11 protein-coding genes are annotated in these 12,162 nt (G+C 65.0%); 10 read left to right on the top strand and 1 reads right to left on the bottom strand.

Features of this window, described 5'->3' with window-relative positions; all coding sequences use genetic code 11:
- Window positions 1-6: 6 nt before the first annotated feature.
- From DU475_RS11570 to gyrA, 6 genes are all read left to right on the top strand, one after another.
- On the top strand, window positions 7-2,277 hold the full coding sequence (locus tag DU475_RS11570; protein ID WP_164632243.1) for a sensor histidine kinase NtrY-like: 2,271 nt from the start codon (window positions 7-9) through the stop codon (window positions 2,275-2,277).
- A 36-nt stretch (window positions 2,278-2,313) separates the two neighbouring features.
- Window positions 2,314-3,681, top strand: a complete 1,368-nt coding sequence (gene ntrX / locus DU475_RS11575) for a nitrogen assimilation response regulator NtrX (protein ID WP_047308556.1) — start codon at window positions 2,314-2,316, stop codon at window positions 3,679-3,681.
- A gap of 39 nt (window positions 3,682-3,720) precedes the next feature.
- A complete protein-coding gene (locus tag DU475_RS11580; RefSeq protein WP_164632244.1) occupies window positions 3,721-4,578 on the top strand; it encodes a D-amino-acid transaminase in 858 nt (285 codons plus the stop codon).
- A 181-nt stretch (window positions 4,579-4,759) separates the two neighbouring features.
- The gene (gene hfq, locus DU475_RS11585) at window positions 4,760-5,008 is read left to right on the top strand and encodes an RNA chaperone Hfq (RefSeq protein ID WP_011158147.1); all 249 of its coding nucleotides are present in this window, start codon (window positions 4,760-4,762) and stop codon (window positions 5,006-5,008) included.
- Between the two features lie 11 nt (window positions 5,009-5,019).
- Entirely contained in the window at window positions 5,020-6,390 is a 1,371-nt protein-coding gene (gene hflX, locus DU475_RS11590) for a GTPase HflX (protein ID WP_164632245.1), read from the top strand.
- Window positions 6,391-6,592: 202 nt separating this feature from the next.
- Window positions 6,593-9,334 (top strand): DNA gyrase subunit A, encoded by a 2,742-nt coding sequence (gene gyrA, locus DU475_RS11595; RefSeq protein WP_164632246.1) that lies wholly within the window; start codon window positions 6,593-6,595, stop codon window positions 9,332-9,334.
- A gap of 184 nt (window positions 9,335-9,518) precedes the next feature.
- Here gyrA and DU475_RS11600 read toward each other — a convergent pair whose 3' ends face one another.
- A complete protein-coding gene (locus DU475_RS11600; RefSeq protein WP_013502572.1) occupies window positions 9,519-9,776 on the bottom strand; it encodes a hypothetical protein in 258 nt (85 codons plus the stop codon).
- A 336-nt stretch (window positions 9,777-10,112) separates the two neighbouring features.
- Here DU475_RS11600 and coaD point away from each other — a divergent pair, with 336 nt between their 5' ends.
- From coaD to DU475_RS11620, 4 genes are read left to right on the top strand one after another with little or no spacing between them, the layout of a single operon-like run.
- Window positions 10,113-10,622 carry a pantetheine-phosphate adenylyltransferase gene (gene coaD / locus DU475_RS11605; protein ID WP_142882666.1) on the top strand — a complete coding sequence of 170 codons (510 nt, stop codon included), beginning with the start codon at window positions 10,113-10,115 and terminating at the stop codon, window positions 10,620-10,622.
- A 16-nt stretch (window positions 10,623-10,638) separates the two neighbouring features.
- The gene (locus DU475_RS11610) at window positions 10,639-11,202 is read left to right on the top strand and encodes a peptidylprolyl isomerase (RefSeq protein ID WP_164632247.1); all 564 of its coding nucleotides are present in this window, start codon (window positions 10,639-10,641) and stop codon (window positions 11,200-11,202) included.
- 9 nt (window positions 11,203-11,211) lie between these two features.
- Window positions 11,212-11,655 (top strand): UCP034077 family protein, encoded by a 444-nt coding sequence (locus DU475_RS11615; protein WP_164632248.1) that lies wholly within the window; start codon window positions 11,212-11,214, stop codon window positions 11,653-11,655.
- The gene (locus DU475_RS11620) at window positions 11,631-12,098 is read left to right on the top strand and encodes a peptidylprolyl isomerase (RefSeq protein WP_164632249.1); all 468 of its coding nucleotides are present in this window, start codon (window positions 11,631-11,633) and stop codon (window positions 12,096-12,098) included. Before DU475_RS11615 ends, DU475_RS11620 begins: the two co-directional genes overlap by 25 nt.
- The last annotated feature ends 64 nt before the right edge of the window (window positions 12,099-12,162 follow it).

Genomic DNA, 12,162 nt, shown 5'->3' on the forward strand with positions numbered 1-12,162 from the left:
GCCGGAATGACCAGCGCAGAGACGTCGGCCCCAGTTGTTGACGACACGTCGATTGCCGAGCCTCGGCTGCGCACTTGGCGCAAGCTGCTGGCGCCGATGGCAGTCGGCGTCGCGTTGTTCTCGGCCTTCCTGACCTTTGTCGTCCTCACCGGACTGACCCCGATCGCCCCGACCCGTGAGGTCGTGGTCAGCTTCCTGCTGATCAATGCCGTCACCATCCTGCTGCTGCTCGCGATCATTGCTCGCGAAGTCTGGAAGGTGATCCAGGCTCGCAGGCGCGGGCGGGCGGCGTCGCGGCTGCACGTTCAGATCGTCAGCCTGTTCTCGGTGATCGCAGTGCTGCCGGCGGTGCTGGTGTCGATCGTCGCCAACGTCACGCTCGACCGCGGCCTCGACCGGCTGTTCTCCGGCCCGACCCGGGCGGTGATCCAGAATTCGCTGATCGTCGCCAACGCCTATCTGCACGAGCACGGCCAGTTGATCCGCGGCGACATTCTCGGCATGGCCAACGACATCTCGCACGCCCGGGCGCTGTTCGACCTCGACCGCAAGTCGTTCCGCGAATTCCTCACCAACGACGCCGCCACCCGCAATCTGCCGGGCGCGATGCTGATCGACAAGGATCGCAACATCCTGGAAGCGGCGCAGAACGGCATCCGCCGCGACTTCGACGTGCCGGCGCCCGAATTCCTGAAGAACGTCGACGATACCGAGCCGCAGATCGCGGTGTTCATCGAAGCCAATTACGTCGCCGCGGTGATCCGGCTGAAGGGTTTCGAAGACACCTTCCTGTATGTCGCGCGCTTCCTCGATCCGCACGTGGTGGCGCAGTTGCGCCAGACTCAGGCCAGCGTCGCCGAATATTCCGAACTCGAGGCGCGGCGGCTCGGCGTCCAGGTCGCGTTCGCCCTGATGTTCACCGTGATCGCACTCACCGTGCTGATGTCGGCGGTGCTGATCGGGCTGAATTTCGCCAACTGGCTGGTGGCGCCGATCCGCCGCCTGATGGGCGCGGCGCATCTGGTCTCGACCGGCGATCTGCACGTCCAGGTGCCGGTGTCGAAATCCGAGGGCGACCTGTCGCAGCTCGGCATGACCTTCAACAAGATGACTCAGGAGCTGCGCACCCAGCGCGACGATCTGGTCAGCGCCAGCGAGCTGATCGACAGCCGCCGCCGTTTCATCGAGGCGGTGTTGTCGTCGGCCAGCGCCGGCATCATCGGCGTCGACGGCTCCCTGAGCATCGGCATTCTCAATCGCTCGGCCGAGAAGCTGATCGGTCACGCCGAGGCCGAGGCGCTGGGACATCCCTTGTCGGAGATCATCCCCGAGCTGGACGAGATCATGGCGAGTGCGCGCGAGGGATCGCAGCGCCTGGTGCAGGGCCAGATCACCATCACCCGCGACGGCCGCGAACGGATCCTCAACGTCCGCGTCACCGCCGAGCAGACCGGCCATACCAGCGACAGCTACATCATCACGCTCGACGACATCACCGAACTGGTGTCGGCGCAGCGCACCTCGGCCTGGGGCGACGTCGCCCGCCGGATCGCCCACGAGATCAAGAATCCGCTGACGCCGATCCAGCTCTCTGCGGAGCGTATCAAGCGCAAGTTCGGCAAGGTCATCGTCGAGGACAAGAGTATCTTCGAGCAATGCACCGACACCATCGTCCGCCAGGTCGACGATATCCGGCGGATGGTCGACGAGTTCTCACGGTTTGCGCGGATGCCGAAGCCGGTGATCGAAGGCGAGGACGTCGGCGATACGGTGCGGCAGGTCGTGTTCCTGATGCGGGTCGGTCATCCCGATGTGGACATCGAGACCGAAATCAAGGGCGAACCGCTGCATGCGCGGTTCGACCGCCGCCTGATCTCGCAGGCCCTGACCAACATCATCAAGAACGCCACCGAGGCGATTGAAGCGGTGCCGGAAGACGAGCTCGGCAAGGGCAAGATCGAAGTGGTGGCGGCCCGAGACGGCGACGACGTCGTCATCGACATCATCGACAACGGCATTGGTCTGCCCAAAGAAAGCCGCTCGCGGCTGCTCGAACCCTACGTCACCACCCGCGAGAAGGGCACCGGCCTCGGCCTGGCGATCGTCGGACGGGTGTTGGTCGACCACGGTGGGGGCATCGAACTCAATGACGCATCCCATGTCCGTCCGGGCCAGCGCGGTGCGTGGATGCGCCTTCGATTTGCGATGTCGGGTCAGCCGGCGGCGCCTCCGGGCTCGGGTGAACCAAACAGCAGGCCGACAACGAACCAAGGATAGCGGCTGCCAGCGGCAGCTAAAGCGACAGGCGCGACCATGGCGAATGACATTCTGATCGTCGACGATGAAGCGGACATCCGTGATCTCGTCGCCGGTATTCTCGAGGACGAAGGCTTTTCCACCCGCACCGCGCGCGACAGTGATTCGGCTCTGGCCGAGATCGCCAACCGGCGGCCGAACCTGATTTTCCTCGACATCTGGCTGCAGGGCAGCAAGCTCGACGGTCTGCAATTGCTGGAGCAGATCAAGAAGGATCACACCGACGTCCCGGTGGTGATGATCTCCGGCCACGGCAACATCGAAACCGCGGTCGCTGCGATCAAACGCGGCGCTTACGACTTCATCGAGAAGCCGTTCAAGTCCGACCGGCTGATTCTGGTGGCGACGCGGGCGCTGGAGACCTCGCGGCTGAAGCGCGAAGTGCGTGAATTGAAACAGCTCGCGCCGTCGGCATCGACCCTGGTCGGCCGCTCTGCCTGCATCAACCAGTTGCGTCAGACGATCGAGCGCGCCGCCAAGGCCAACAGCCGAATCCTGATCGTCGGCCCGTCCGGCGCCGGCAAGGAGCTCGCGGCGCGGACGCTGCACAATTCGTCGTCGCGCGCCGAGGGTCCGTTCGTGGTGATCAATGCCGCGGCGATCACCCCGGAGAAAATGGAAATCGAGCTGTTCGGCGTCGAGGCCAACGGCGAGCATTCGCGCAAGGCGGGCGCGCTGGAAGAAGCGCACGGCGGCACGCTGTTCATCGACGAAATCGCCGACATGCCGCGCGAGACCCAGAACAAGATTCTCCGCGTCCTGGTCGAGCAGACCTTCCAGCGCTGCGGCGGCACCACCCGGGTCAATGTCGACGTCCGCATCATCTCGTCGACCGCGCGCAACCTCGAAGAAGAGATCGTCGCCGGAAGGTTCCGCGAAGACCTGTATCACCGGCTGTCGGTGGTGCCGATCCGGGTGCCGCCGCTGTCGGAGCGGCGCGACGACATTCCGGAACTGATCGAGTACTTCATGGAGCAGATCTCGGCGGCGACCGGGCTGCCGCGCCGGCAGATCGGCCAGGACGCGATGGCGGTGCTGCAGTCGCATGTCTGGCCCGGCAATGTCCGCCAGCTCCGCAATAACGTCGAGCGCCTGATGATTCTGGCCGGCGGCGGACCGGATGCGGTGATCACCGCCGACATGCTGCCGCAGGATGTCGGCTCGATGGTCCCGACGATGCCGACCGGCAACAATGGCGAGCACATCATGGGTCTGCCGCTCCGCGAGGCCCGAGAGGCGTTCGAGCGCGATTATCTGATCGCGCAGATCAGCCGGTTCTCCGGCAACATCTCGCGCACCGCCGAGTTCGTCGGCATGGAGCGCTCGGCGCTGCACCGCAAGCTCAAGGCGCTCGGCGTCGGCTGAGCCTTTCTTCAATTCTCATCTCAGACCTGGATCCAATCGATGTCGCGCATCGCCTATGTCAACGGCCGTTATCTCGACATGCGCGAGGCGAGCGTGAACATCGAGGACCGCGGCTATCAGTTCGCCGACGGCGTCTATGAAGTCTGCGAAGTGCGTGACAGCAAACTGATCGACATGCCGCGGCACTTGGCGCGGCTGCAGCGTTCGCTCGGCGAATTGCGGATCAGAGAGCCGATGCCGCTTTCCGCGTTGTCGGTGGTGATGCATGAAGTGGTGCGACGCAACCGGGTGAACCACGGCATCGTCTATCTGCAGGTCAGCCGCGGCGTGGCCCGGCGTGATCACGGCTTTCCGGCCGCCTCGGTGAAGCCCGCGGTGGTGGTGACCGCACGCAGCATCGATCCCGCCAAAGGGCAGGCCAACGCCGCCCGCGGCATCAAGGTGATCACGCTGCCGGAAAACCGCTGGCCGCGGGTCGATATCAAGTCGACGGCGCTGTTGCCGAACGTGCTCGCCAAGCAGGCGGCGCGCGAGGCGGGCGCCTATGAAGCCTGGTACGTCGACGGCGAGGGCTTCGTCACCGAAGGCGCGTCGAGCAACGCCTGGATCGTCACCAAAGAGGGGCGGGTGGTGACCCGCTCGGCAGACAGCGGCATTCTTGCCGGCATCACCCGTGCCGTGCTGATCGACGCGCTCGAAGCGCTTCAGGTGCGTCTGGAAGAGCGGCCGTTCACGCCGGCCGAAGCTGCCGCAGCCGCAGAGGCGTTCGTCACCGCGTCCAGTCAGATTGTGATGCCGGTGGTGGCGATCGACGGACAACCGATCGGTGACGGCAACCCCGGCCCATTGGCCAAACGTCTAAGAGAGCAGTTTCACCGTTTTGCGGTGTTTTCCTGAGCTTTGCGGATCGGGGCGTAGGCCGTCCGGGTTTTAGTTGCTTGCTTAAAAGCCATGCCTACCCTCTAATCGGATCGTCGGCTTCTGGAGGGGGATCTCGGAGGAGTCGGCAACCGGGGTGAAGCTCCGACAGAGAGACGCTCACCGGCAAGAAAAGACAAAACCAATTGCGGGATAAAAAATGGCGGCAGACCGCGCACAAAACCTTCAAGACACTTTCCTCAACCACGTACGCAAGACGAAGACTCCCCTGACGATCTTCCTGGTCAACGGGGTGAAGTTGCAGGGTATTGTCACCTGGTTCGATAATTTTTGCCTTTTGTTGCGGCGCGACGGTCATTCGCAGCTCGTCTACAAGCACGCGATCTCGACGATCATGCCGGGGGCGCCGATCCAGTTGTTCGAAAGCGGCGAGGACTCGCCAGCTTGAGGCGGGTCTGATTGGAACCCCGTGGCATTGACGGCAGCTCCGATCGTCCGCGATCGGGGCAGGGCGGAGAGACCGGGCGGGTGATCGTCGTAGGTCCGTATCTGCGTGCGCGTCGGGGCGATCCCGACGCGGCGGAGACGGCTGTCCGCGACAATGACGCGCGGCTCGACGAAGCCGCGGGCCTCGCCCGCGCCATCGACCTCGATGTGGTCGAGGCGGTGCTCACCCCGATCAGCCAGATCCGTCCGGCGACTTATCTCGGCAAGGGCAAGGTCGAGGACATCGTCGGCCTGATCGCTGCGCACGGCGCAGACCTCGTGGTGATGGATTGCGCGCTGTCGCCGATCCAGCAGCGCAACCTGGAGAAGGCCTGGAACGCCAAGGTGCTCGACCGCACCGGTCTAATCCTGGAGATCTTCGGCCGCCGCGCCAAGACTCGCGAAGGCACGCTGCAGGTCGAACTGGCGCATCTCAATTATCAGCGCTCGCGCCTGGTGCGATCCTGGACCCATCTCGAGCGCCAGCGCGGCGGCTTTGGATTCATGGGCGGTCCGGGCGAAACCCAGATCGAAGCCGACCGCCGGCTGATCGGCGAGCGTATCACCAAGCTCGAAGCCGAGCTGAAGAAGGTGCAGGCGACGCGCCGGTTGCATCGCGCCGGGCGGCAGCGTGTGCCGTATCGCGTGGTGGCGCTGGTCGGCTACACCAATGCCGGCAAGTCGACGCTGTTCAACCGGCTGACGCGCGCCGACGTCCAGGCCGCCGACATGCTGTTCGCAACGCTCGACCCGACGCTGCGCGCAATTCAGTTGCCGCATGGCGGCAAGGCGATGCTGTCCGACACCGTCGGTTTCATCTCCAATCTGCCGACCCAGCTCGTCGCCGCATTCCGCGCGACGCTGGAAGAAGTGCTGGAAGCCGACCTGATCCTGCACGTCCGCGACATCAGCCACGAAGATGCCGAGGCGCAGCAGAGCGATGTCGACAATGTGCTGCGCCAGCTCGGCGTCGATGCTGCGAGTGGACGTATTCTCGAAGTCTGGAACAAGATCGACCGGTTCGAGCCCGAGCAGCGCGACGAGCTGAAGAACATCGCGGCGCGCCGGCCCGAGGATCATCCGTGCCTGCTGGTCTCGGCTGTCAGCGGCGAGGGCGTCGATGAACTTCTGCTGGCGATCGAGCAGCGGCTGGCGGCCACCCGTACCGTGCTCGATCTGTCGGTCGACGCCGCCGACGGCGCCGGCGTGAGCTGGCTGCATCGCAACGCCGAGGTGCTGGCCAAGGATCTCGTCGACGGCCGCTACGTCATGACGGTGCGGGTCGAGGACAACAAGCGCGACATCGTGGTCGAGCGCTTCGGGGCGGTGCCGCGACCCGACTGAGGGTGCGAATCGGCTCTTTCCGAGCGCGCTGCCGTCGCCGATTCCGGCGCCCCGGCGAACGGCGTTTCGAGCGCGCCGGAAACATCCCGTAAGTGTTTGGGAATACGAATAGAAAAACCTTCGGAAACGGCGCCCGAAAGGGTGGTTTGCAACACCCCAATACGTTATACGAATCCGATCAGATTCTGACCGGAATTCACCCTTGTCCGACAAAGACGACGAGAAGCCCGGGGAGCCGCTGGCGCCCTCGGATATTCGCCCCGTATCCATTCTCGACGAGATGAAGCGCAGCTATCTCGATTACGCGATGAGCGTGATCGTGGCGCGGGCGCTGCCGGATGCGCGCGACGGGTTGAAGCCGGTGCATCGCCGCATCCTCTACGGCATGTACGAAAACGGCTTCGAATGGAACAAGCCGTATCGCAAGTCGGCACGCACCGTCGGCGACGTCATCGGTAAGTATCACCCGCACGGCGACCAGTCGGTGTACGACGCGCTGGTCCGCATGGCGCAAGACTTCTCGATGCGGGTGCCGCTGATCGACGGTCAGGGCAATTTCGGCTCGGTCGACGGCGATATGCCGGCGGCGATGCGATACACCGAATCCCGTCTGACCAAGATCGCGCAGACGCTGCTCGACGACATCGACAAGGACACCGTCGACTTCCAGCCGAACTACGACAATTCGGAACGGGAGCCGCAGGTTCTTCCTGCCAAGTTCCCGAACCTTCTGGTCAACGGAGCCGGCGGCATCGCGGTCGGCATGGCGACCAACATCCCGCCGCACAATCTCGGCGAGGTGATCGACGCCTGTGTCGCGCTGATCGACGACCCGGCGCTGACGATCGACGATCTCAACAAGATCGTGCCGGGGCCGGACTTCCCGACCGGCGGCATCATTCTCGGCCGCGCCGGCATTCGCGCCGCCTATCAGACCGGCCGCGGCTCGATCGTGATGCGCGGCAAGGTCGAGATCGAGACCGTCCGCAAGGACCGCGAAGCGATCATCGTCAGTGAAATTCCGTACCAGGTGAACAAGGCGACGATGGTCGAGCGCATCGCCGAACTGGTGCGCGAGAAGAAGATCGAAGGTATCAGCGATCTGCGCGACGAGAGCGATCGCGACGGTTTCCGCGTGGTGATCGAGCTGCGCCGCGACGCGGTGCCGGAAGTGGTGCTCAACCAGCTCTACAAGTTCACGCCGCTGCAGACCAATTTCGGCGCCAACATGGTGGCGCTGGAAGGCGGCCGGCCGCAACTGATGAACCTGAAGGATCTGCTGACGGTGTTCGTCGCGTTCCGCGAGCAGGTCGTCACCAGGCGCACCAAATTCCTGCTCAACAAGGCGCGCGATCGCGCCCACATCCTGGTCGGCCTCGCGATCGCGGTGGCGAATATCGACGAGATCATTCGCGTGATCCGTCATTCGCCCGATCCGAACACGGCGCGCGAGACCCTGATGTCGCGCGGCTGGCCGGCGGCCGACGTCGCGGCGATGATCACGCTGATCGACGATCCGCGCCACAAGCTCAATCCGGACGGCACCGCGCGGCTGTCGTTCGAGCAGGCCAAAGCGATCCTCGATCTGCGGCTGCAGCGCCTCACCGCGCTGGGACGTGAGGAAATTTCCGACGAGCTCGACAAGCTCGCGGTGGAAATCGCCGACTATCTGGAGATCCTGCGCTCGCGCGCCCGGGTGCAGACGATCGTCAAGGACGAGCTCGGCGCCGTGAAGGCGGAGTTCGCGACGCCGCGCAAGACCGTGATCGTCGAGCAGGAAGGCGAGGTCGAAGACGAAGACCTGATCCAGCGCGAGGACATGGTGGTGACCGTGTCGCACGCCGGCTACGTCAAGCGGGTGCCGCTGTCGACCTATCGGGCGCAGCGCCGCGGCGGCAAGGGCCGCTCCGGCATGGCGACCCGCGAGGAGGATTTCGTCTCGCGGCTGTTCGTGGCCTCGACGCATACGCCGGTGCTGTTCTTCTCGTCGCGCGGCCAGGTCTACAAGGAAAAGGTGTGGCGGTTGCCGCTGGCGCCGCCGAACGGCCGCGGCAAGGCGCTGATCAACATCCTGCCGCTGGAGCAGGGCGAGCGCATCACCACGATCATGCCGCTGCCGGAAGACGAAGCCTCTTGGAGCGAACTCGACGTGATGTTCGCCACCACCGGCGGCAACGTCCGCCGCAACAAGCTGTCGGACTTCGTCGACGTCCGCCGCTCCGGCATCATCGCGATGAAGCTCGACGACGGCGAGGCGATCGTCGACGTCCAGATCTGCACCGAGCGCGACGACGTGCTGCTGACCGCCGCCGGCGGCCAGTGCATCCGCTTCCCGGTGCCGGACGTGCGGGTGTTCAGCGGCCGCACCTCGATGGGCGTGCGCGGCATCGCGCTGTCGTCCGGCGACAAGGTGATCTCGCTCAGCATCTTGCGTCACTTCGAAGCGACGCCTGCCGAACGTTCGACCTATCTGAAGCAGTCCGGCGCGATTCGCCGTGCCGCGACCGGTGAGGAAGCCGAAGTCGTCGAAACGCCCGAGATCGAAGCCGAGGAGGGCGATACGTCCGCGGCGCTGTCGCAGGAGCGCTACGCCGAAATGTCGGCATCCGAGCAGTTCGTGCTGACGATCTCGGAGAACGGCTACGGCAAGCGGACCTCGTCGTTCGAGTACCGCACCACCGGGCGCGGCGGCAAAGGCATCGTGGCGATGTCGGTCATCGGCCGCAACGGCAAGCTGGTGGCGTCGTTCCCGGTCGAGGATTCCGACCAGATCATGCTGGTGACCGACAACGGCCAGCTGATCCGCTGCCCGGTCGAAGGCATCCGCGTCGCCGGCCGCTCCACTCAGGGCGTGATCGTGTTCAACACCGCCGACGACGAGAAGGTGGTGTCGGTCGAGCGCATCCCGGAGACCGACGACGGCGACAACGGCAACGGCGGCTAAAGCCGCCGCTCAAGTAGAGGTGGCGGTTCCGTTCGCCGCCTCGGCGCCACTCTGGGCGCATCAGCAAGCTTGACGATCCGCCGGAATCGAAAGACCCCCGAGGGGGCAACTCGGGGGTCTTCGGTACAGAGCGCCCTTGGAGGGAAGCGCTTTGCGAAACTAGCGTGGGGATAACGCCAAAACCTTAATGTCGTTCCGCCGTCACCAGCCGCGCCTGACCGATCGGGGCGTGACCGGAACGGACGTTGCGGAGACAAGCCGGCTCGAAGTTCGGCCAGGCTTGCTCGGAGCAGGCGGTGCCGAGGGGACGGATGTCGAGCCGGTCACCCTTGGCCAGCGCCTGCGGAACGCTGGCTTCGACCTGCGGGGCGAAGCCCGGAAGAATGGTGACTGCCGCGGCAGCAAAGGCGGCGATCGCGATCACGGAAAGAGCCTTGATCATGACGGTGTCCCCTGTCGTCTCGATGGTCCGGCCGTTTCGGCCTGGAGTGCTTTGTCGCTTCCCGATGCGGCCGGTTTACCCAGCGCTGGTTTCAGAACGTCTTCGTCGCTGGGCCATTCAGGTTTCATCACGCCGGGTTTTGTTTCTTGGCTTTCGAGTGCATGAAACAATCCGGCAAAACCTGAGCGTTTTCAGTCGCCTCGCGTTACCATTGAGAAGACGCGCGAGCCCCCGATCCGGTTCGGTTCGCAGCGCGAAATAAATCCGGCGGCGAAAGCGGTTTTGAAGGAACCGGCGCCGCTTGCTCCGCCCGACGTGCCGCGCTAGACGGGCCGGATGGTACGCATCGCGCTTTATCCGGGCTCTTTCGATCCCGTCACCAACGGCCATCTCGACGTCGTCCGCCACGCCGTGGCGCTGTGCGACAAGCTCGTGGTGGCGATCGGCATTCATCCCGGCAAGAAGCCGCTGTTCACCACCGAGGAGCGCCTCGCGATGGTCGAACGGGTGTTCGGCCCGGTCGCCAAGGCGGCCGGCTGCGATTTCGGCTGCACCACCTACGACAATCTCACCGTGACCGCGGCCGAGCAGGTGGGGGCGACCATCATGATCCGCGGCCTGCGCGACGGCACCGATCTCGACTACGAGATGCAGATCGCCGGCATGAACGAAACCATGGCGCCGGCAATCCATACCGTCTTCTTGCCGGCCTCGGTCGGCGTGCGCCCGATCACCGCCACACTGGTGCGGCAGATCGCAGCGATGGGCGGCGACGTCTCGGCTTTCGTTCCGGCCGAGGTCGCCTCCGCCCTGCAATCCAAGTTCGCCGCCGGCTCGCCGGCTTAACCGACCCGGAGTTTCCATGATCCGTCTGATCGGCATCTTCGCCGCGCTGCTGTTCGCGCTGCCGGCGCTGGCGCAGCCGCTGCCCGCCAACCTCGACAAGCAGAACGCGCTCGTCATTGACACCAGCAAGGGCCGTGTCGTGATCGCGCTGCGCGCCGACATCGCGCCCAAGCACGCCGAGCGGCTGAAGCAGCTCGCCCGCGAAGGGTTCTACAACAACGTCCCGTTCCACCGCGTGATGGGCGGCTTCATGGCGCAGACCGGCGACGGCCAGAACTTCAACGGCACCGGCGGTTCGAAATATCCGAACCTGAAGCAGGAGTTTTCCAACGTGCCGTTCACCCGCGGGGTGGTCGGCATGGCGCGGCGCGGCGACAGCGTCGACAGCGCAAACTCGCAGTTCTTCATCATGTTCGCCGACGGCCCGAGCCTGAACGGCCAGTACACCGTGATCGGCAACGTGGTGTCGGGCATGGACGTGGTCGACAAGCTGAAGAAGGCTTCGCCGACCTCGCCCGGCGGTGCCGTGACCGATCCGGACAAGATGGTTAAGGTCCAGGTCGCTTCCGACGTCAAATAAGCGGCCACGATGCTGCCGCGCCGACTGAGCACAGTCGCGGCAGCCGTGATCGCCGGGGCGATCGGTCTGACCGTTCGCCCCGCGTCGGCGCAGGACGCGCCGATCGACAATCTCGACGCATTGTTTTCCGCGATGAAGCAATGCTGGCATCCGCCGCGTCTGCGGCCCGGACATCCCGGCATGCAGATCACGGTGCTGGTCAGCTTCAAGCGCAACGGCGACATCCTCGGCATGCCGCGGATCACCTTTGAAAGCCCGGAGGCCGGCCGGGACGACAGCCTGGCCTATCGTGTCGCGGTGATGGAGGCGTTGCAGCGATGCACGCCGCTGCCGTTCACGCCCTCGATGGGGGGCGCCGTCGCCGGACGTCCGTTCACGCTGCGGTTCGACGATCGCAGACAGATTCCCAAACCAACAGAGAAGAGAGCATGGCTGACAACGACAACATCCTGATCCTGGAAACCACCCAGGGTACCGTGAAGATCGAGATGCGCCCGGATCTGGCGCCGAACCACGTCGCCCGCATCAAGGAGCTGGTGCGCGAAGGCTTCTACGACGGCATCGTGTTCCACCGCGTGATCGAGGGCTTCATGGCGCAGACCGGCTGCCCGCAGGGCACCGGCATGGGCGGCTCCGGCCAGAAGCTGAAGGCCGAGTTCAACGCCGAGCCGCACGTCCGCGGCACCGCGTCGATGGCCCGCGCCGCCAATCCGGATTCCGGCGACAGCCAGTTCTTCATCTGCTTCGACGACGCCCGCTTCCTCGACAAGCAGTACACCGTCTGGGGCAAGGTGATCGAAGGCATGGAGAACGTCGACAAGATCAAGCGCGGCGAGCCGGTCAAGGATCCGGACAAGATCGTCAAGGCGAGCATCGCGGCCGACGCTGCGGCTTGATCAGGTCGCCTCTTCACCTCTCCCCGCGCGCGGGGAGAGGTCGGCCGGCGTCGCGTAGCGAGGC

Source organism: Rhodopseudomonas sp. WA056 (assembly GCF_010906995.1).
Lineage (GTDB): Bacteria > Pseudomonadota > Alphaproteobacteria > Rhizobiales > Xanthobacteraceae > Rhodopseudomonas > Rhodopseudomonas palustris_G.